The organism is Nonomuraea sp. NPDC049158 (assembly GCF_040648335.1).
GTDB lineage: Bacteria > Actinomycetota > Actinomycetes > Streptosporangiales > Streptosporangiaceae > Nonomuraea.
In genome coordinates, this window is sequence record NZ_JBEZDM010000015.1 from 122,336 (window position 1) to 142,733 (window position 20,398).

Consider the following 20,398-nt stretch of genomic DNA (forward strand, 5'->3'; position numbering starts at 1 on the left):
AGGCCAGTTCAACAGATGAAAGGGAGAACTGTCGGTACTTGGATGCGGAGTCGTAATCACTCCTCAACTTACGGGAGCCCGAGGATCACGCCTAATGTTCGACTGGTGAAGCGCACAGCGGCCTTCCTCGCTATGGCGATCCTGCCCTTTGGCCTTCTGGCGGGCTGTGGTGCCTCTGAGGCGCCCGCCGCGCCTCCTGCCGACCCTCCCAAAGGGGTGTCGGTCTCGCTGGCCCAGTGGCGCTCTGACGAGCCCGTACACGCCATCGAGGTGGCCGTGACCAACGCGACGGACACGCCGGTCTATTTCTCCGACGTTCAGCTTGTCACACCGTCGTTCAAGACACTGCCTCCGGAACGCGCCGACGCGCTCTTGAAGCGGACGCCGCGCACTGATCTCCGCATTCCGTACGGCGCGGCCAACTGCTCGCCCAAGGGCCTGCCGTCGTTGCGGCCGGCCACGGTCGTGGCCCACCTCCGCACCGGGTCCGAGGCGCTGCGCAGGGTGGTCTTCAAGGTGCCGCACCCGGACCCGCTGCTGACCAGGCTGCTGCGCGACGAGTGCTCCGCGTTCCTGATCAAGGAGGCGGCCGACATCGAGTTCGGCGACGACTGGACGCGGGTCGGCAAGGTGATGCGCGGCAGCCTCGTCCTGACCCGCCGCGGCACGGGCGTGGTGGCCGTACAGGATGTCGGCGGCACCACCCACTACATCGCCACCCCCGTCAAGAAGAGCAGGCCGCTGGCGACCCTGGACGCCGGGGCGCAGCGGGCGCAGCTCGCCCTCGAGCTCACGCCCGGCCGCTGCGACCCGCACGCGTTCGCCGAGGGCAAGAAGGCGTTCCTGTTCCCCGTGCGGGCCACCATCGACGGCGGCGAGGAACGCGTGGTCATCGTCGTGCCGCCCAAACCGCTCCAGGAGCGGCTGACCGCTTACGCGCTCAAGACGTGCGGGCTGGGCGGCTGAGTCTCAGCTCTCGATCTTGCCGGTGCGATATTCCAGCGCCTTCGTGGCGTCGTACTCGTTGTTCTCGCCGTACTGGTAGACGCCGATCGTGGCGACCGACGGGTCCCCGGCGGCGTTGAACTCGACCGGCCCGCTCACGCCGTCGTAGTCGATGTCCTTGCCGGTCTTGAGCAGGTCGACGCACGACTTGAAGGTCTTGCACTTCTCGCCGCCCTCGCTCACCTCGGGCAGCTTGGCCGCGATCGACCGGCCGCTGTCGTCCTTGGCCGCCTCGGCGGCCAGCGCGATGAGGATCGTGGCGTCGTACGACTCCGCGGCGTAGGTGTAGCTGGTCAGCTTGGGGTTGATCGCCTGCAGCTTCTTCCGGAACTCGGTCGGCGCCGCGGCGCCGGGGATGGTGCCCTTGACGCCCGCCAGCGTGCCCTTGGGCATCTTCAGGTAGTTGCTGTTGGACATGTTGCCGTCGACCATGTACCACTTGACCTTGTCGGCCGTCAGGCCCTGCTTGACCAGCTCCGCGACGACCTTGGCGCTCTCCTCGAAGCCGATCAGCACGACCGCCTTCGGGTTCGCCGCCTTGATCTTCGCGACGTCGGCGGAGAAGTCGGCCGCCTTCGGGTCGTAGTCCACCCGCTCCACCACCGAGGCCCCGGCCGCCTGCGCGGTCTTCGTGACCTGGTCGGCCAGGCCGGTGCCGTAGGAGTCCTGCATGGCCAGGATGCCGACCGTGTCGTTGCCGTCGGCCACGATGAGGTCGCCCAGCACGCGGCCCTGCAGCTTGTCCGGCGGAGCGGTACGGAAGTACAGGCCGTTGTCGTTGATCGTGGTGAACTTGTCGGAGGTGTTGGCCGGCGAGAACTGGACCACCCCGGCGCCTGTGATCTTGTCGATCACCGACTCCGACACCGAGGAGGACGCGGCGCCGATGATGGCGTCGGCCTTCTGCGCGAGCAGCTTGTCCACCGACTGCGAGGCGATGTTCGTCGTCGTGTCGCCCGAGTCCGTATCGATCTTGGTGACCGGCTTGCCGAGCACCCCGCCCGCGTCGTTGATCTCCTTGATCGCGGCGTCCACACCGGCGAACTCGGGCGGGCCGAGGAAGGCCAGCGACCCCGTCTGCGGCAGCAGGGTGCCGATCGTCAACGTGCCGTCGCCCTTGGCCGCGGCGGCGGAGGTCGGAGCGGCCGACGTCGCCTCCTTGGCCCCCGTGTCCGCGCCGCCGCCGCCACCACAGGCCGTCAATGCCAGGCTCGAGACCGCCGCTGCCGCCAGCAGTTTGCGCATCATGTGACTCCCCTCTATGTCAGCGAAGGGAACGATCTACCTCGCCACGTTTCCCAAGCTCAGCATGCCTGTTTGGGGAGGAGGCGTGGAGTTCTTACTGCCTTTTTATACCCATTTGTAATGTCTCTGTCAGTGGCGGACGGCCCTGATCCTCGGATCGGGGCCGTCGCTTCGCTGCGGGGCCGTCGCTTCGCCGCGGGGACGTCAGCCGGAGATGTCGCCCTTGCGATATTCGAGCGCCTTGGCGGCGTTGTACTTGTTGTCGGCGCCGTACTGGTAGACCCCGATCGTCGCGACGGACGGATCGCCCGCGTCGTTGAAGTCGACCGGCCCGCTCACGCCGTCGTAGTCGATGTCCTTGCCGGCCTTGAGCAGTTCGTCGCAGGACTTGAAGTCCTCACACTTCTCGCCGCCCTTGCTGACGTCCACGAGCTTGGCCGCGATCGCCGGGCCCGCGTCGTCCTTGGCCGCCTCGGCGGCCAGCGCGATGAGGTTCGCCGCGTCGTACGACTCCGCGGCGTAGGTGTAGTTGGTCAGCTTCGGGTTGATGCCCAGGAGCCGCTTCTGGAAAGCCTCGGGTGCCGCCGCGCCGGGGATGGCGCCCTTGACGCCCTTCAGCGTGCCCTTGGGCATCTTCAGGAAGTTGGTGTTCGACATGTTGCCGTCGACCATGTACCACTTGTACTTGTCCGTCGTCAGGCCCTGCTTGACGAGCTCCGCCACGACCTTGGCGGTCTCGTCGAAGCCGATGAGCACGATGCCCTTCGGGTTCGCCGCCTTGATCTTCGCCACGTCGGCGGAGAACTCGGGCGCCTTGGGGTCGTAGTCCACCCGCTCGACCACCTTGGCGCCGCCCGCCTCGGCGGTCTGCGTGACCTGGTCGGCCAGGCCGGTGCCATAGGAGTCCTGCATGGCCAGGATGCCGACGGTGTCGTTGCCGTCGGACACCACCAGGTCGCCCAGGACCCGCCCCTGAAGTTTGTCCGGCGGGGCCGTACGGAAGTAGAGGCCGTCGTCCTTGATCGTGGTGAACTTGTCGGAGGTGTTGGCCGGCGAGAACTCCACGACGCCCGCCCGCGTGATCTTGTCGATGATCGACTCCGATACCGACGAGGACGCGGCGCCGATGATGGCGTCGGCCTTCTGCGCGAGCAGTTTGTCGACCGACTGCGAGGCGATGTTCGTGGTGGTGTCGCCCGAGTCGGTATGGATTTTGGTGACCGGCTTGCCGAGCACCCCGCCGGCGTCGTTGATCTCCTTGATGGCCAGGTCGACGCCGGCGTACTCGGGCGGGCCGAGATAGGCCAGCGACCCCGTCTGCGGCAGCACCGAGCCGATGGTCAGGGTGCCGTCGCCCTTGGCCGCGCTCCCAGTCGCCGTCGCCTGGGCGGTGGCCGTATTCGCGGAGGTCGGCGCGGTGGTGGTGCCTCCCGTGGAACAGGCCGCCAGTGCCATGGCCGCCGCGGTGGCGACGGCCATGGTCCGGGAAATGCGGATCATCGAAGCGTCTCCGTCCAGGTGAGCGGATCTTCTGTCCGCCCATCAGCATGCGACCGGGACGCCTCAGGCGAAGGAAACCGAGGCCGGTTGGATGCCCACTCGTAATCGCGCCACAACCCGAGGGGACAAATCCGGTGATATATGGCCCCTCAGGCACGCTCCGCCGTGTCGTCTATAACGATCTGGGCAACCTCGCGCATGCTCAGTCGGCGATCCATCGACGCCTTCTGGATCCACCGGAACGCCTGCGGCTCGCTCCAGCCGTGCGCGGACATCAGCTGCCCCTTCGCCCGCTCCACCAGCTTCCTGGTCTCCAGCCTGTCGGACAGGCTCGACACCTCGGCGGCCAGCGCCACCATCTCCTCGTGCCTGCTGACCGCCATCTCGATCGCCGGCACCAGGTCGGCCTTGGTGAACGGCTTGACCAGATAGGCCATGGCCCCCGCGTCCCTGGCCCGCTCGACCAGGTCGCGCTGGGAGAAGGCGGTCAGGATGAGGCACGGGGCGATCCGCTCCGCCACGATCCGCTCGGCCGCCGAGATGCCGTCGAGGACGGGCATCTTGACGTCGAGAATCACCAGGTCCGGCCTCAGCTCGGTGGCCAGCTGGATCGCCCGCTCGCCGTCACCGGCCTCGCCTGCGACGATGTAGCCGTCTTCCTCGAGCATCTCCTTGAGATCGAGGCGGATCAGGGCCTCGTCTTCCGCGATCACCACTCGCCGCTGCGTACTCACGAGCAAGAGAGTACCGATGTCCGCTAGATTAGAGCGACGCCGGTGGTGGGTGGCAGCGAATTTCGGCTACCCTTTCGCCGTGCGATAAGGACGGATCCGGATATTTCCGGATCCTTGCCTCGGTATCCCAATTGGCAGAGGAAGCGGATTCAAAACCCGCACAGTGTGGGTTCGAGTCCCACCCGGGGCACCTCGATCAGTCGCCCGGCCACTTCGGCCGGGCGCTGTTCCTTGTCCGGGCGCTGTTTCCGGGACGGGCGCTGGTTCTGGGACGGGCGCTGGTTCTGGGACGGGCGCTGGTTCTGGGACAGGCCGTGGAGGCGTCGTGTTCGATCTGCTCTCAGGGCCGCGAGGACGTTACCGGCAGGGCTGGATCGGCCAGGGAGAGCTGAGCGACGAGCCGTTCCCCATGCCGGAGCCGTCCGCCGAGGTGACCCTCGACGGGGCGCGGTTCAACAGGGTCGACTTCTCCGGGCTCCGCTTCGCCTCGTTCAACTCGGTCGGCAGCCTGTTCGAAGGCTGCGACTTCTCCGGTGCCGCCTTCGACGAGCTTTTCCTGGGCAGCGGGCGATCCAAGACCGCGTGGCCGCAGTCGGTCTTCCGCGACTGCCTGTTCCGGCGGACCCGGCTGGCGAGCCGTACGTTCTTCGGCAACGTCCGGTTCGAGCGGTGCGTGTTCGACCGGGCTCGGACGCACGACCATGTCCACACGTTCCAGGCGGAGTTCGTCGACTGCACGTTCCTCGGCCGGGTCCGGGCGGTCAACTTCTGGGGCAGCCTCAGGGAGGACCAGGACTTACTCGGACGCGACCGCAACGAGTTCGCCGGCAACGACTTCACCGGAGCCGAGGTCTCCTGGGTCGCCTTCAACGGGATCGATCTCCTCGCGCAGCGATTCCCCGGGCCGCCTGATCACGCCCTGCTCGACCGGGTGAGCGTCCGTGCCGCCGCGGCGGCGGCCGTGGTGGACGGCTGGCCGGATCCGGCGCATCGCGACGAAGGCCGGTTCGACCTCGAATTCCTCGCCTCGAACGCCCTGGGGAGCAGCGGCGGCCGGGTGCTGCTCCACCGGTCAGAGCTCGGGACGAGGCTCCCGCCCGAGCTCCGCGACCAGCTCTTCGACGCCCTCGCCGCTCAGACACACAACCAGCAGTAGACGTCCGCCTTGCGCTCGACCGCTTCACGCGCCAGGTCGCGCAGCTTCCGCTGACGGTCGATCTCGTGATCGTCGAGCAGTTCGTCGTCCGCGTAGCCGGTCAGGCGCTCATCGTCCACCGAGGCGAGCGCCGCGACCACCTCGGTGTCCACCTGGTAGAGGCCCGGCCCGTCATACTCCATGCTGTCCTCGAAGAGCGCCTTCGGCATCGCGAACTCGCTCCTGTCCCGGCCGGTCAGCTTAGTGAGGCACTTCAGCCCGCCGTCCATCCCGGTGAGCGGCCGAGTAGCGCCACCACCCGGTCCAGAACCGGGGCGTCGTCCGCTGCCGCCACCCCCGCCACGAACGCCCTGCCCTCCCCGCGCGTCTCAGGTGTGTCAGGCACCTGGGCGGCCACCGGCAGCGCGGCCTCGGCCAGATCCTCGTCCACGTTCGCGGGGACGCCCAGCGCCTTGGCGAAATCCCAGTCGTGGACCACGCAGTCGACGAAATGGAACCCGATCGCGAGCTTCGCGGGGAACGGACCACCGTCGCGGATCTCCGGCAGGTAGAACCTCCGATCAAGCACGCCGTCCACCGCGAAGGCGTCCATCACCGCCCGCGCCGACGCCGCGTACTCCTCCACCGGGTCATCGCCCACCGGACTCGGCTCCCACCTGTCCAGATCGGACCGCGCGCCGGAGGCGGCGAAGGCGAAGCCGTGGTTCTGCACGATCTGGTGGGCGAGCAGGTCGCGCACCGCCCAGCCGGCGCACGGGGTCGGCCGGTCCAGGTCGCCGGGCTTGATGGTCGCCACCAGGTCCACGGTCGCCCGCACGGACCGGCGGTTGAGCTCAATGATGTCTACCAAGGCACTGTCCCGTCATCGTCGAAGAATCCGCCCGTCGGCCCGTCGGGGCCGAGGGTGGCCAATCTGACGATAACGGCCGCTCCGTCGGCCGCTGTGCGGGTGATGGGCAACCCGAGGTCCTTGGTGAAGTCCGTGGCACAGCCTCCGGGCGCTGCGGCGTTGACCAGGATGCCGTCCTCGCGGAGCTCCTTGGCGTACTGGATCGTCAGCGCGTTGAGCGCGGTCTTGGACGGCGGATACACCGCCGACGCCAGCAGTCCCGACAGATAGTGATCCGGGTTGGTGTGATGGGTCAGGGAGCCCACGCCGCTGGAGACGTTCACGATGCGGGCGGCGGGCGAGCGCCTGAGCAGAGGCAGGAACGCGTTCGTCACCATGAGCACGCCGACGACGTTCGTCTCGAACACCTGACGCACCAGCTCGGGCCGGGTGGTGCTCGGCACCTCACCTGCGTGGTGGCCGGAGATGCCGGCGTTGTTCACGAGTACGTCCAGACGGCCGTAGCGGTCTGACAGGTGGGCGGCGGCCGCCTGGATGGTGGCGGGGTCGGTGACATCGAGAACGATCGGATGGACATCGACGCCAGCGGCCTTGTGCCTTCTGCCGGAACCGACCCTGGACGTTCCGCCGAAACCGGGCTCCTCCACTGCGCCGAACCCTGATCTGTCCACCTCGCTGAACCCTGATCTGTCCACCTCGCTGAACCCTGATCTGTCCACCTCGCTGAACCCTGGCCCGTCCGCTCCCCCGAACCCTGGCCCGTCCATGGTGGCCAAGCCAGGCCGGTCCATAGTGGCGGAGTGTGGCGTGGCCGCGTCTGCCGCGGTCGCGCGTAGCCTGGCGGCTGCCGCCTCACCGCGGCGTGCGTCGCGGGCGGCGAGCAGCACCGTCATGCCCCTGGCGGCCAACTGCGCGGCGACCTCGAAACCTATGCCCTTGTTCGCCCCGGTCACCAGGGCGATCGTCGATGCGGTCATTTCCCGAGCACACCACCGTTGATCGTGGCCGGGCCAACACCAGCTGGGTCAGGATCGATACCCTGCGGGTATGGAGACGCGTGAGCTGGCCTACTTCGCCGCCGTCGCCGAGGAGCTGCACTTCGGCCGGGCGGCCGCGCGGCTGGGGATCGCCCAGCCACCGCTGTCGAGGGCGATCCAGAAGCTCGAACGACGGCTCGGGGTGACCCTCTTCGACCGCTCGGGCCGCCGGGTAGCGCTCACACCGGCAGGCGAGGTCCTGGCCAGGGAGGCCGCCAAGGCCCTGGACGCGGTGGCCGCGGCCGAACACCGCACCCGCAGGGCGGGGCGCACCGAGCCGCGGCTCGTGGTCGCTCTGAAGCCGGGCGGCGACGGCGCGCTGCTCCCGGACATCCTGGCCGCCTACCAGTCATGCCCGGACGCCCTGCCTGTGGAGGTGGTGCTGTGCGGGGTGGCGGAACGGGCTCAGCTGTTGCGTGATGGTACGGCGGACGTGGCCTTCCTGCACCACCCCTGGGAGGACATGACGGGATTCGACACCGAGCCGCTGCTGGTGGAGGGCGGTGTGGCCGTCGTACCTGCCCGGCACCCGCTAGCGGCACGACCGTTCGTCCACCTCGCCGACCTGGACGCCGACCCGACCCCACGCTGGCCCGATCCCCGCACGCCCAATCCTGGCGCCTCCAGGCGACATGCCTCCGAACCGCACGCCTCCGGACCGCACGGCTCCGGACCGCACGGCTCCGGACCGCAGGCCGCGTCCACGTCGCGAGGCGGCTCCGAGTCGCATGTCGCGGCCGGGCTGCGGGCGGGTGATGCCGCTCAGATCATGCAGTTGGTCGCGCTCGGCAGGCTGATCGCCGTCGTCCCCGAATCGGCCAAGGAGCAGGTACGGCGCGATCTGGTCTGCGTCCCGGTCGTCGACGCCGCCCCCACCACGGTCGTTCTGGCCTGGCCCGAGCAGACCCGCTCCTCCGCCCTGGCCGCCTTCGTCCGCACCGCCGCAGACATCGCGACCGCGAGCATCGCGGGTGCGGGTGCCGCCGTCGCGGGTACGGACATCGCGGGTACGGACGTCCCGGGCTCGGGTGCCACGGGCGCGGACGTCGTAACTGCCGCCGTCGCCGACGCGGGTGTCGCGGGTGCGGTTGTCATGGATGCAGACGTCGCGACTGCTGCCGTCGCGGCTGAGGTCGTGGCGGTCGGAGACGTGGCACGCAGGACCGTGGTTGAGCCGGGTGACCGGGTGATCGACCATGGACTGAGCCCGGTGAGCGGTGATCGGCCATGGGCGTGCGTGACCCGTGGAATGCCGTCCGGTGGGTCGGCGAGGTGATGACACGGGAGACACCGGGCGCTGGGACCGGACCGGATGACGATAGTTTGTGCCAGTGACAGCTATCGATCCCACCGTGACCGGCGCGTACGCCATCGGGCTCGCGACCATCGCCGCTGACGGCACCGTACTTGACACCTGGTTCCCCGCTCCCCAGTTGGGCGACCCGCCCGTTACGGGCACCGAGCGGCTCTCCGCCGAGGAGGCCGGCGAGTTGGCCTCGCTGGTGGGGCCCGACCCGGCCAGGGGCGTCGAGGTGGTGGCCGTGCGCACCGGCATCGCCAAGCTCTCCGAGCCGCCGGCGGACACGCACGACGCCTACCTCAGGCTGCACCTGCTCTCCAGCCGCCTGGTCCAGCCGCATGGGCTGAGTCTCGACAACCTGTTCTCCTTGCTGGCGAACGTCGTGTGGACCAACTTCGGGCCGTGCCCGGTGGAGGGGTTCGAGCAGACCCGGCTGAGGTTGCGGGCCCGGGGGGCGGTGTCGGTGTATGGGGTGGACAAGTTCCCGCGGATGGTCGACTACGTGCTGCCGGCGGGTGTCCGGATCGCCGATGCTGACCGGGTACGCCTTGGCGCGCACCTCGCCACCGGCACCACGGTGATGCACGAGGGCTTCGTGAACTTCAACGCGGGCACGCTGGGCGCCTCGATGGTCGAGGGCCGCGTCTCGGCGGGCGTGATCGTCGGCGACGGCTCCGACGTGGGCGGTGGCTCCTCGATCATGGGTACGCTCTCCGGCGGCGGCAAGGAGGTCATCTCCATCGGCGAACGCTGCCTGCTGGGCGCGAACGCGGGCATCGGCATCTCGCTGGGCGACGACTGCGTGGTGGAGGCGGGCCTGTACGTCACGGCCGGCACCAAGGTCGCCCTCCCGGACGGCCGCGTCGTCAAGGCCAAGTCCCTGTCCGGCACGAACGGCCTCCTGTTCCGCCGCAACTCCCAAACCGGCGCCGTGGAAGCCGCCCCCCGCGCCGGCGGCCCCGTCGAGCTCAACGCCTCGCTCCACGCCAACTGACCCTCCGAGATCCCACAAGCCCAAGATCTGTTACGGCCGGCCCGGTGGGCGCCACCCGCCACACGGGGCCGGCGCCCGTCCAGGGACACGCTCCTGGGGTGGAGCCGGCTGAGCACCGTGACGTGCGCATGGTGGACAGTGGCTTCCGTGTGGCCGAACCGAGGCCGCGGTCCTGTCCACCGCAGAGCCAGGAGACCCCGTCCAGGCCCTCCGGCAGGCAGACCTAGGCACCATCCATAGCGACGACGCCCACAGTCCTGATCACCATGGCGGGCACACACATCCTTGGCTGCGCCCCACCCGCCAGCCGTGACCCACCACCCACCGGCACCGCACCGCCCACGGAGACGGCCAAGAATGCGCACGTCACGGCGGTGAGCCGGGGAAGCGGAGGAGCGTTCCCCTGGAGGGCCGTCAGCCGGCCGTCCAGGGTGGGTCCTCCCGTGCTTGCCGTAAAAAACCTAAAAAATAGGTCTGGAAGGTTTCGCCGTAAGTTAGCTGTGGGAGACCGCTGAGCCGATGGTGTGGACGCGGAGGGCGTTGGTGGAGCCCGGCGTGCCGGGAGGGGAGCCGGCCACGATGACCACCTTGTCGCCCTTCTCCAGGCGGCCCAGCGTCAGCAATGACGCCTCCACCTGGCGCACCATGTCGTCCGTGTGGTGCACGAACGGCACGTGGAACGTCTCCACGCCCCACGTCAGCGACAGCTGCCCCCGCACGTGCGGTGCCGAGGTGAAGGCCAGCAGCGGGATCGGCGAGCGGTAGCGGGCCAGGCGGCGGGCCGTCTCGCCCGACATCGTGAACGCGATCAGCGCCTTCGCGCCCACGATCGCGCCGACCTCGGCGGCGGCGCGGGCGATGGCGCCGCCCGTCGTCTCCGGCAGGCGCTCCAGGGAGTGGGTGGCGTGCAGCGAGTGCTCCTCCGCCGCGCGCGCGATGCGGTCCATGGTGGAGACCGACTCGATGGGATAGGTGCCCACCGAGGTCTCGCCCGAGAGCATGACCGCGTCGGCGCCGTCCATGACCGCGTAGGCGACGTCGGACGCCTCGGCGCGGGTGGGGCGGGGCGCGCTCATCATCGAGTCGAGCATCTGGGTGGCGACGATGACCGGGCGGGCCTTCTCGCGGCAGAGCTCGATGATGCGCCGCTGGACGATCGGCACCTGCTCCAGGGGCAGCTCGACGCCCAGGTCGCCGCGGGCGACCATGATGCCGTCGAACGCCTCGACGATCTCGGGCAGACGGTCGACCGCCTGCGGCTTCTCGATCTTGGCGAGCAGCGGGAGCCGGACGGCCTCCTGCTCCATGATGTTGCGCACCACGTCGGCGTCGGACGGGCGGCGGACGAAGGACAGGGCGATCATGTCGAAGCCGGTGCGCAGCGCCCAGCGCAGGTCGGCCTCGTCCTTGTCGGTGAGCGCGGGCGCGCTGACGTTGATGCCCGGCAGGTTGAGGCCCTTGTTGTCGGAGATCATGCCGCCGATGACGACGCGGGTGATGACGCGGTCGCCCTCGACGCTGGTGGCCTCCAGGACGAGGCGGCCGTCGTCGACCAGGATGGTGTCACCGGGGCGTACGTCGCCCGGCAGGCCCTTGTAGGTCGTGGAGACCTGCTCGCGGTCTCCCGGCACGTCTTCGGTGGTGATCGTGAAGACGTCGCCGAAGCCGAGCCGGACCGGTCCTTCCTCGAACCTGCCGACGCGGATCTTGGGGCCCTGCAGGTCGGCGAGCACGCCTACACCGCGGCCGAGGTCGGCCGCCACCTCTCTGACCCGGTCGTATACCTCACGGTGCATGTCATGGTCGCCATGACTGAGGTTGAACCGGGCCACGTCCATGCCGGCGGCGATCAGCTCGCGCAGGCGTTCAGGAGAGGACGTGGCGGGACCTAGAGTGCAGACTATTTTCGCGCGACGAGTCACGAGTCCTACCTTAATTGGTACAGACCACTTGGCTGTCATTGACGACGCAGAACGTACCCGGCGTAGGAGAACAACACGAGAATGGCGACCCCCAGACGGGCCAAGTTCGCGTATTCCTCGGGGTAGATCACGCCTTCGATGTAGTGGTCGATGAAGCCGGTGGGCGGGAGGCCCTGGAGGCCGGCGTTGCGGCGCCCCCAATCCTCCACCACCGTGAGCGGGCATTCGACGCCGGTGGCCAGCGAGATCAGGCCCCACGTCGCGACCGCGAGATGGACCCAGATCGTGCGCCGCCAGCGCCATGCGACGTACCCGCCCACGGCCATGTAGGCCAGGAAGGCGAAGTGCACCACCATCGCGGTGTCCGCGATGATGCGATACATCATGGTCTGACGGTAGCGCGCTTCCAGGACATCATGGACTGGCGGTCGCCGCACCCCGAGATGTCATCGCGTGATGGTCGCGGCCTTCCAGGCGTCGACGATGCCGTGGCCGTAGAAACCGTTCTTGGACTTGCCGCCCTCGCAGGTCTGCTTGTCGCTCTCGTAGGTGTACGTACGGGGCGACGGGCACGCCTTGTGATCGGCGGTCTTGTACAAAAGCTTCTCCACGGTGGCGGGAGAGAGCGCCGCTCCGCCCTTGCCGGGCTTGCCGAAGCGGCTGATCAGGATCGCGGCGACGCCGGTCGCGTGCGGGGCCGCCATCGAGGTGCCGTCCAGATACTGGTAGTAGGAGCAAGGACTGCTGCTGCAGTCACGGACGACCGCGGCGGTCTTCGGCTTGCCCGACTTGTCCAGCAGGCCGGTACGACGGAGCACGGCCTCGGGGGCGGCCGCCAGGATCGACCTGGTGGTCGAGGCGCCCTTGCCCTCGGTCACGTCGCCACCGGGCGCGGCCAGGTCGGCCTGCTCGAGCCCATAGTCGCTGTAGCTGGCCTTGCGGCCAGAGGGGCCCACCGCGGCGATCGAGATGACTCCCTTGGACTCGGCGGGCACGTTGACGCAGGAGTTGTCGACCTTGCGGGTCTTCTCGCTGCCGCGCGGGTAGCCGGGACTGCTCGTGTCGACCTTGGGCCTGTCGAGGTCGGAGGAGCCGTTGCCGAGCGCGGAGATGAGCGTGACGCCCTTCTTGCGCGCGTAGTCGAGCGCCCGCTGCATGCCGGTGATGATCGCGCGCTGCTGCAGCTGCTGCTTCTTGCTGTCGGCCTTGTTGTGCGCGCAGTTGAACAGCCACGGGTCGACGTAGTAGCTCATGTTCACCACGTCCACGCCGATGTCGGCGGCGTAGGTGAGCGCGTCGAGGCTGGGCTTGAGGAAGAAGAACCCGGAGTCCTGCCCCGCCCTGATGTTGACGAGCTGCACGCCCGGCGCCACGCCCGCGATGCCGATGTGGTTCAGCGGCGAGCCGATCGTGCTGGCCACGTGGGTGCCGTGGCCTTCGTCGTCCTGGTCGACCGGGTCCTTGCAGCTCGGCACCTCGCAGGGGCCGTCGAGCGTGTCGCCGTTCTCGTCGTTCGGCTTGTCGGTGACGAAGTTGCGGCTGAGGGCGCGGTTGAAGTTCGGGGCGATGTCGGGGTGTTTGCCGTCGATACCGGTGTCGATGACGCCGACGAGCACCTTCTTGCTGCCGGGCACCTTCTTGTTGGCGCGGTCGGCGCCGATCATCCTCATGTCCCACTGGCGGGGCGCCAGCGGCTCTCCCGTCCTGGTGGTGAGGGCCGACGCGTCGGGGAACGCCCGCGGCTCCCGTGCGCCCGTACTCTGAGCGCCCGTACTCTGAGCGCCGGACGCGAGCGCGGTGGTCGTGCCTTGGGCGCGGGGTGTGAGCCCGGGAGCGAAGCCGATTTCGCGGTCGGGCGTGACGCCGACGACGGCCTGGTCCGCGCCGAGGGCCTCGACGAACGCGTCGCCGCCGCCCTTGGCCACGACGTAGCCGAGTTTGGCGTCGGTGCTGACGAGGTGGCCGCCCGCGCGCTCGACGGCGGAGAGCGCCGCCCCCGCCCGGCCGTCGGCGTAGAAGACGAGGTAGTCCTTGTCCGGCCCCGCCTTGGGCGCCGCGGGGGGCGCGCAGGCCGCGAGCGAACCGGCCACAGCCAGGGCCATCAGGCCGGCGGCGAATCGCCTCATTCTTCCCCCATCCACGGCGTCACACCAGAAACTGCATCTTCCCGACCCCAGTCCCTCGATGCAACTTTGTCGCAAAATTTCGGACTTTAGAGGGCAAAGCGGGATCAGATTGCCGGTCCTGGTCAGGCAAAAGGGCAGCTCTGGTCAAGAGTACGCACGTCACGGCGGCCGGCCCGGGAACCGGAGGAGCGTTCCCCTGGATGGAGCCCAGCCCCGCGCAGAGGGTGGGGCCGGCCACTGCCGGCCGTAAAGAAAAACGAGACGCCCGCCCGGGGGACCGGGCGGGCATCTCGAAACAGCGAGGCCGTCAGACGAGCAGACGGCCAGCGCGTCAGACGAACAGACGCGCCGCGGGCGTCAGACCAGCGAACACGTCACGGGCATCAAGCCGGCAACGACATCGCGGCCGTCGGACCAGCGGACACCTCACGGGCATCAAACCAGCGGACGCGCTGTGGGAAGGATCGGGTACGGCAGGGAGGTGTCGCCGGACAGGAACCGGTCCACACCCGAGGCGGCCGCGCGGCCCTCGGCGATCGCCCACACGATGAGCGACTGCCCGCGACCCATGTCGCCCGCCACGAACACCCCGTCGACCTTGGACATGTACGACTTGTCGCGGGAGACGTTCCCACGCGCGTCGTAGAACCCGTCCCCACCGACGTCGGCCAGGTCCTGCAGCAGGGCACCCTTCTCCGGGCCGAGGAAGCCCATCGACAGCGTGACCAGCTCGGCCGGGATCTCCCGCTCGGTGCCGGGGATCGCCTTGAACCCGTTCTGCGGCCCCTCGACCTCGACCAGCCGCAACGCGCGGATGTTTCCGGCGTCGTCGCCGACGAACTCCGTCGTCGAAACCGCGTACACCCGCGCGCCCCCGCCCTCAGCCAGCTCCTCGTGCGCGCTCTCCATCTTGAACAGGATGGGGAACGTCGGCCACGGCTGGCTGCCGGGCCGGGCGGCGGGTGGCTGCGGCATGATCTCCAGCTGGGTGACCGACTTGGCCCCCTGCCTGATCGCCGTGCCGATGCAGTCGGCCCCAGTGTCGCCGCCGCCGATGACCACGACGTGCTTGTCCTTGGCCGAGATGGGAGGCTCGCTGAGGTCGCCCTCCTGCACCTTGTTGGACAGGGGCAGGTATTCCATCGCCTGGTGGACGCCGCCGAGCTCGCGCCCGGTCACCGGCAGGTCGCGCCACAGGGTGGCACCGCCCGCCAGCACCACCGCGTCGAACTCCGCGCGCAGCTCGGCCGCCGTGACGTCGACGCCGACGTTCACGCCGGTGCGGAACTCGGTGCCCTCGGCCCGCATCTGGTCCAGACGCCGCTCGATGTGGCGCTTTTCCATCTTGAACTCGGGGATGCCGTAACGCAGCAGGCCGCCGATACGGTCCGCGCGCTCGAACACCACCACGTCGTGGCCCGCCCGGGTGAGCTGCTGGGCCGCGGCCAGCCCGGCGGGACCCGAGCCGACGACCGCGACCTTCTTGCCCGTCTTCACCGGCGGGGGCTGCGGGGTCACCCAGCCCTCGGCGAACGCGCGGTCGATGATCTCGACCTCGACCCGCTTGATCGCCACCGGGTCGGAGTTGATGCCGAGCACGCACGCCGCCTCGCACGGAGCCGGGCAGAGCCTGCCGGTGAACTCCGGGAAGTTGTTCGTGGCGTGCAGCCGCTCGATCGCCTCCTGCCAGTCGGCGCGGTGGACCAGGTCGTTCCACTCGGGGATGAGGTTGCCGAGCGGGCAGCCGTTGTGGCAGAACGGGATGCCGCAGTCCATGCAGCGGGCCGCCTGCTTGGTCAGCTTGTCCTGGGAGAAGTCCTGGTAGACCTCCCGCCAGTCGCCGATGCGGACGTCGATGGGGCGGCGCTCGGGCAGCTCCCGGTCGTGCGTGAGAAAACCCTTGGGGTCAGCCATCGGTTACGCCTCCCTTAACCCTGAACCGCGGCGGCCATGACCGCCTCGTCGATGTCCCTGCCTTCGATGCGAGCCGCCTCGGCCGCCTCCATGACCCGCTTGTAGTCGGTCGGCATGATCTTGCCGAACCGGGCGAGCGCCGCGTGCCAGTCGGCCAGCAGCTCCTTGGCGACCGGGGAACCCGTCTCCGCGAAGTGCTTCTCGACCGTCTCGCGCAGGAACTCGCCGTCCTCCTCGGTGAGCTCCTCGATGGCGACCATCTCGCGGTTGACCCGCCCGATGTTGAGGTCGAGCAGGTAGGCGACGCCGCCGGACATGCCGGCCGCGAAGTTGCGCCCGGTCGGGCCGAGGACGACCGCCTTGCCGCCGGTCATGTACTCGCAGCCGTGGTCGCCGACGCCTTCGACGACCGCGGTGGCGCCGGAGTTACGGACGCAGAAGCGCTCGCCGACGACGCCGCGGATGAACGCCTCCCCGGACGTGGCGCCGTAGAAGGCGACGTTGCCGGAGATGATGTGGCCGTCGAGCGGTGCCTCCTCGTGCGGCCGCAGCGTGATGCGCCCGCCCGACAGGCCCTTGCCCAGGTAGTCGTTGGCGTCACCGGTCAGCCGCAGCGTGATGCCGCGGGGCAGGAACGCCCCGAAGGAGTTGCCCGCCGAGCCGGTGAAGCCGATGTCGATCGTGTTCTCCGGCAGGCCGGCGCCACCGTAACGCTTGGTGACCTGGTAGCCGAGCATGGTGCCGACTGTCCTGTTCACGTTGCGGATCGGCAGCTCCAGCGTGACCGGGGTGCCGTTGTTCAGGGCGCCTTCGGCCAGCTGGATCAGCGTGTTGTCGAGCGCGTGCTGCAGCCCGTGGTCCTGCTCGACCGTGCGGCGCAGCGGGGTTCCTGCGGGCAGCTCCGGCTGGTGCAGGATCGGCGACAGGTCGAGGCCGCTGGCCTTCCAGTGGTCCTCGGCGGCCGTCATGTCGAGCAGCTCGACGTGCCCGATCGCCTCTTCGAGCGAGCGGAAGCCCAGCTCGGCGAGGTATTCGCGGATCTCCTCGGCGATGAACTCGAAGAAGTTCACCACGAACTCGGGCTTGCCGGTGAAGCGCCTGCGCAGCTCGGGGTTCTGCGTGGCGACGCCCACCGGGCAGGTGTCGAGGTGGCAGACCCGCATCATCACGCAGCCGGACACCACCAGCGGAGCGGTGGCGAAGCCGTACTCCTCCGCGCCGAGCAGCGCGGCGATGACCACGTCGCGGCCGGTCTTGAGCTGGCCGTCCACCTGCACCACGATGCGGTCGCGCAGCCCGTTGAGCAGCAGCGTCTGCTGCGTCTCGGCCAGGCCGAGCTCCCACGGCGCGCCCGCGTGCTTCAGCGATGTGAGCGGCGAGGCGCCAGTGCCGCCGTCGTGCCCGGAGATGAGCACCACGTCGGCGTGCGCCTTGGACACGCCTGCCGCGACCGTTCCGACCCCGACCTCGGCCACGAGCTTGACGTGCACGCGCGACTCGGGGTTGGAGTTCTTCAGGTCGTGGATGAGCTGGGCCAGGTCCTCGATCGAGTAGATGTCGTGGTGCGGCGGCGGCGAGATGAGGCCGACGCCCGGCGTGGAGTGCCGGGTCTTGGCGATCCACGGGTAGACCTTGTGGCCGGGCAGCTGGCCGCCCTCACCGGGCTTGGCGCCCTGGGCCATCTTGATCTGCAGGTCCGCCGCGTTGACCAGGTATTCGCTCGTCACGCCGAACCGGCCCGACGCCACCTGCTTGATGGCGCTGCGCCGCGTCGCGTCGTACAGGCGCTCCGGGTCCTCGCCGCCCTCGCCGGTGTTGGACTTGCCGCCCAGCTGGTTCATCGCGATGGCGAGCGTCTCGTGCGCCTCCATCGAGATCGAGCCGTACGACATCGCGCCGGTGGAGAACCGCTTGACGATCTCGGAGACCGGCTCGACCTCGTCGATCGAGATCGGGGTCCGGCCCTCCTTCAGCTTGAACAGCCCGCGCAGCGTCATGAGCCGCTCGGCCTGGGAGTCCACCATGCCGGTGTACTCCTTGAAGATCTCGTAGCGGCGCGTGCGGGTGGCATGCTGCAGCTTGAAGACCGTCTCGGGGTTGAACAGGTGCGGCTCGCCCTCGCGCCGCCACTGGTACTCGCCGCCGATCTGGAGCCCGCGGTGCGCGTTCGCCACCCTCGGGTAGGCGTGCGCGTGCCTGCGGGCGGCCTCTTCGGCCAGCACGTCGAAGCCGACGCCGCCGAGCCGCGAGGTGGTGCCGGTGAAGCAGGCGTCGACGACCTCCTGGCTCAGGCCGAGCGCCTCGAAGATCTGCGCACCGGTGTAGGAGGCGACGGTGGAGACGCCCATCTTCGACATCACCTTGATGACGCCCTTGCCGTAGGCCTTGATCAGGTTCCGTACGGCCTTGTGCTTGTCGATCTGGAGCACACCGGTGTCGACCAGGTCCTCGACGGTCTCGATGGCCAGGTACGGGTTGACCGCGCCCGCGCCGTAGCCGATGAGCAGCGCCATGTGGTGGCACTCCCGCGCCTCACCGGTCTCGACGACGAGGCCGATCTTGGTGCGGGTCTTCTCCTGGATCAGGTGGTGGTGAACCGCCCCGGTCAGCAGGAGCGCCGGGATCGGCGCCAGCGTGTCGGACGAGCCGCGGTCCGACAGCACGATGATGCGCGCGCCGTTGGCGATCGCCTCCGAAGCCTCGGCGCGGATCTCCTCCAGGCGGTGCAGCAGCGCCGCGCCACCGCCCGACACCTCGTAGAGGCCGGAGATCACGTGCGGGTGGAAGCCGGGCAGGTCGTGCTCGTCGTTGATGTGGATGATCTTGGCGATCTCGTCGTTGTCGATCACCGGGTACGGCAGGACCAGCTGGCGGCACGACGAGGGCCCGGGGTCGAGCAGGTTGCCCTCCGGCCCGAGCACGCTGGCCAGCGAGGTCACCAGCTCCTCGCGGATGGCGTCCAGCGGCGGGTTCGTGACCTGCGCGAACAGCTGGGTGAAGTAGTCGAACAGCAGCCTGGGCTTCTCGCTGAGCACCGCGACAGGCGTGTCGGTGCCCATGGAGCCGATCGGCTCGGCGCCGTTCCTGGCCATCGGCGACAGGATGATCCGCAGCTCTTCCCCGGTGTAGCCGAAGGTCTGCTGCCGCTTGACGAGCGCCTCGTGCGTGGGGATCTCCCGCTGCCGGGCCGGCAACTCCTCGAAGCGGACCAGGCCGGCGTGCAGCCAGTCCTCGTACGGCAGCGCGGCCGCGAGCTCGGCCTTGATCTCGTCGTCCTCGATGATCTTGCCGCGAGCGGTGTCGATGAGGAACATCCGGCCGGGCTGCAGACGACCCTTGCGCACCACGTCTTCGGGCTTGAAGTCGAGCACGCCCGCCTCGGAGGCCAGCACGACCAGCCCGTCGGCGGTCACCCAGAAGCGGCCCGGGCGCAGTCCGTTGCGGTCGAGCACGGCTCCGGCCAGCGTGCCGTCGGTGAAGGTGATCGACGCGGGGCCGTCCCAGGCCTCCATCATCGAGGAGTGGAACTCGTAGAAGGCCCGCCGCGCGGGGTCCATCTCGGTGTGGTTCTCCCACGCCTCGGGGATCATCATCAGGACGGCGTGGGGCAGGCTCCGGCCGCCGATGTGCAGCAGCTCCAGGGCCTCGTCGAAGGATGCGGTGTCGCTGCCGTCTGGATCGCAGATCGGGAAAAGTCGCGACATGTCGCCCGGGATCTGGGCGGATTCGAGCATCGCCTCGCGGGCCCGCATCCAGTTGCGGTTGCCCTTGACCGTGTTGATCTCGCCGTTGTGGGCGATGTAACGGTAGGGGTGGGCCAGCGGCCAGCTCGGGAAGGTGTTGGTGGAGAAGCGCGAGTGCACCAGCGCGATCGCGCTCTCGTAACGCTCGTCCGACAGGTCGGGGAAGAACGGCTCGACCTGGTCGGGGGTGAGCATGCCCTTGTACACGATCGTACGGGCGCTCAGCGAGGGGAAGTAGACGTCCACCTCGTGCTCGGCCCGCTTGCGCAGGCAGAACGCCAGCCGGTCCAGCTCCAGCCCCGACTCTCCGTTGGGGCCCGCCACGAACAGCTGCGTGAAGTGCGGCATGACGGCTCTGGCGCTCGGCCCGGGCAGCGCCCGGTCGACCGGCACCTCACGCCAGCCCAGGACGTTCAGGCCTTCCTCGGCGGCGATCTCCTCGATCATGCGGAAGGCGATGTCGCGCGCCTCGCCGTCGAACGGCAGGAAGGCCATGCCGACGGCGTAGTGGCCGGGCTCGGGCAGCGCGAAGCTCACGTTCGTACGGAAGAAAGTGTCCGGGATCTGGGTGAGGATCCCGGCTCCGTCGCCTGTGTCAGGCTCGCTACCCTTGGCCCCCCGGTGATCGAGATTGCACAGCGCCGTCAGCGCCTTCACCACGATCCCGTGCCCGCGGCGCCCGGCGACGTCGGCCACCATGGCGACTCCGCAGGCGTCATGCTCGTTGGCGGGGTGGTAGAGGCCCTGGGGCTCGGGGAACCCGAGGTGGGCAGCAGGCATTGAATCCCTCCCGTCGTCATCGTCTGTCAAGAACTGCTCTACAGGCGGGGACGACGTTGGCCCTGCTGCGTGTGCGTAGAGGTTACAACACC

Annotated in this window: 15 protein-coding genes and 1 tRNA gene; 5 read left to right on the forward strand and 11 right to left on the reverse strand. The window is 69.1% G+C overall.

Translation table 11 applies throughout. The features are described from left to right. Positions 1-105 precede the first annotated feature (105 nt). Positions 106-966, forward strand: coding sequence for a hypothetical protein (locus AB0B61_RS30220; RefSeq protein WP_358438772.1), 861 nt, complete (start codon positions 106-108; stop codon positions 964-966). A gap of 3 nt (positions 967-969) precedes the next feature. On the opposite strand, the gene AB0B61_RS30225 is transcribed toward AB0B61_RS30220, so the two are convergent. The 3 genes from AB0B61_RS30225 to AB0B61_RS30235 form a co-directional block, all read right to left on the reverse strand. Beyond that, positions 970-2,253 carry an ABC transporter substrate-binding protein gene (locus AB0B61_RS30225; protein ID WP_358438775.1) on the reverse strand — a complete coding sequence of 428 codons (1,284 nt, stop codon included), beginning with the start codon at positions 2,251-2,253 and terminating at the stop codon, positions 970-972. A 201-nt stretch (positions 2,254-2,454) separates the two neighbouring features. Next, a complete protein-coding gene (locus AB0B61_RS30230; protein ID WP_358438777.1) occupies positions 2,455-3,750 on the reverse strand; it encodes an ABC transporter substrate-binding protein in 1,296 nt (431 codons plus the stop codon). Between the two features lie 149 nt (positions 3,751-3,899). Then, positions 3,900-4,484: a response regulator gene (locus AB0B61_RS30235; RefSeq protein WP_357945566.1), complete on the reverse strand. Its 585-nt coding sequence runs from the start codon at positions 4,482-4,484 to the stop codon at positions 3,900-3,902. Between the two features lie 116 nt (positions 4,485-4,600). Here AB0B61_RS30235 and AB0B61_RS30240 point away from each other — a divergent pair. Next, a tRNA-Leu gene (locus AB0B61_RS30240) sits at positions 4,601-4,674 on the forward strand. 135 nt (positions 4,675-4,809) lie between these two features. Further along, positions 4,810-5,640, forward strand: a complete 831-nt coding sequence (locus AB0B61_RS30245) for a hypothetical protein (protein WP_358438780.1) — start codon at positions 4,810-4,812, stop codon at positions 5,638-5,640. On the opposite strand, the gene AB0B61_RS30250 is transcribed toward AB0B61_RS30245, so the two are convergent. The 3 genes from AB0B61_RS30250 to AB0B61_RS30260 are packed head-to-tail and all read right to left on the reverse strand — an operon-like array spanning position 5,619 to position 7,467. Beyond that, positions 5,619-5,849: a hypothetical protein gene (locus tag AB0B61_RS30250; protein WP_358438783.1), complete on the reverse strand. Its 231-nt coding sequence runs from the start codon at positions 5,847-5,849 to the stop codon at positions 5,619-5,621. The two genes, AB0B61_RS30245 and AB0B61_RS30250, sit on opposite strands and share 22 nt — an antisense overlap. Positions 5,850-5,893: 44 nt before the next feature. Then, on the reverse strand, positions 5,894-6,490 hold the full coding sequence (locus AB0B61_RS30255) for a TIGR03086 family metal-binding protein (RefSeq protein ID WP_358438786.1): 597 nt from the start codon (positions 6,488-6,490) through the stop codon (positions 5,894-5,896). Next, positions 6,484-7,467, reverse strand: a complete 984-nt coding sequence (locus tag AB0B61_RS30260) for an SDR family NAD(P)-dependent oxidoreductase (RefSeq protein WP_358438789.1) — start codon at positions 7,465-7,467, stop codon at positions 6,484-6,486. Before AB0B61_RS30260 ends, AB0B61_RS30255 begins: the two co-directional genes overlap by 7 nt. A gap of 70 nt (positions 7,468-7,537) precedes the next feature. On the opposite strand from AB0B61_RS30260, the gene AB0B61_RS30265 reads away from it, so the two are divergent. Both AB0B61_RS30265 and dapD read left to right on the forward strand, forming a co-directional pair. Continuing rightward, on the forward strand, positions 7,538-8,803 hold the full coding sequence (locus AB0B61_RS30265; protein WP_358438792.1) for a LysR family transcriptional regulator: 1,266 nt from the start codon (positions 7,538-7,540) through the stop codon (positions 8,801-8,803). Between the two features lie 55 nt (positions 8,804-8,858). After that, a complete protein-coding gene (dapD, locus tag AB0B61_RS30270; protein ID WP_358438795.1) occupies positions 8,859-9,821 on the forward strand; it encodes a 2,3,4,5-tetrahydropyridine-2,6-dicarboxylate N-succinyltransferase in 963 nt (320 codons plus the stop codon). A gap of 494 nt (positions 9,822-10,315) precedes the next feature. Here the strand turns inward: dapD and pyk are convergent, their stop codons facing one another. The 5 genes from pyk to gltB all read right to left on the reverse strand — a co-directional run bounded on the left by pyk (position 10,316) and on the right by gltB (position 20,306). Continuing rightward, a complete protein-coding gene (gene pyk / locus AB0B61_RS30275; RefSeq protein WP_358438798.1) occupies positions 10,316-11,743 on the reverse strand; it encodes a pyruvate kinase in 1,428 nt (475 codons plus the stop codon). Positions 11,744-11,778: 35 nt separating this feature from the next. Next, positions 11,779-12,129, reverse strand: a complete 351-nt coding sequence (locus AB0B61_RS30280) for a DUF2784 domain-containing protein (protein WP_358438801.1) — start codon at positions 12,127-12,129, stop codon at positions 11,779-11,781. Positions 12,130-12,189: 60 nt separating this feature from the next. Continuing rightward, complete coding sequence (locus AB0B61_RS30285; RefSeq protein WP_358438804.1) at positions 12,190-13,869, reverse strand: S8 family serine peptidase; 1,680 nt, start codon at positions 13,867-13,869, stop codon at positions 12,190-12,192. A gap of 435 nt (positions 13,870-14,304) precedes the next feature. After that, positions 14,305-15,783 carry a glutamate synthase subunit beta gene (locus AB0B61_RS30290; protein WP_358438807.1) on the reverse strand — a complete coding sequence of 493 codons (1,479 nt, stop codon included), beginning with the start codon at positions 15,781-15,783 and terminating at the stop codon, positions 14,305-14,307. A gap of 14 nt (positions 15,784-15,797) precedes the next feature. Further along, positions 15,798-20,306, reverse strand: coding sequence for a glutamate synthase large subunit (gltB, locus tag AB0B61_RS30295; RefSeq protein WP_358438810.1), 4,509 nt, complete (start codon positions 20,304-20,306; stop codon positions 15,798-15,800). Positions 20,307-20,398 lie beyond the last annotated feature (92 nt).

Excerpts from the sequence above, each read along its gene's own strand:
- AB0B61_RS30250 (WP_358438783.1), bottom strand. The coding sequence starts at position 5,849 with ATGCCGAAGGCGCTCTTCGAGGACAGCATGGAGTATGACGGGCCGGGC.
- AB0B61_RS30260 (WP_358438789.1), bottom strand. The coding sequence starts at position 7,467 with ATGACCGCATCGACGATCGCCCTGGTGACCGGGGCGAACAAGGGCATA.
- gltB (WP_358438810.1), bottom strand. The coding sequence starts at position 20,306 with ATGCCTGCTGCCCACCTCGGGTTCCCCGAGCCCCAGGGCCTCTACCAC.
- AB0B61_RS30290 (WP_358438807.1), bottom strand. The coding sequence starts at position 15,783 with ATGGCTGACCCCAAGGGTTTTCTCACGCACGACCGGGAGCTGCCCGAG.
- AB0B61_RS30285 (WP_358438804.1), bottom strand. The coding sequence starts at position 13,869 with ATGAGGCGATTCGCCGCCGGCCTGATGGCCCTGGCTGTGGCCGGTTCG.
- AB0B61_RS30225 (WP_358438775.1), bottom strand. The coding sequence starts at position 2,253 with ATGATGCGCAAACTGCTGGCGGCAGCGGCGGTCTCGAGCCTGGCATTG.
- AB0B61_RS30280 (WP_358438801.1), bottom strand. The coding sequence starts at position 12,129 with ATGATGTATCGCATCATCGCGGACACCGCGATGGTGGTGCACTTCGCC.
- AB0B61_RS30265 (WP_358438792.1), top strand. The coding sequence starts at position 7,538 with ATGGAGACGCGTGAGCTGGCCTACTTCGCCGCCGTCGCCGAGGAGCTG.
- AB0B61_RS30230 (WP_358438777.1), bottom strand. The coding sequence starts at position 3,750 with ATGATCCGCATTTCCCGGACCATGGCCGTCGCCACCGCGGCGGCCATG.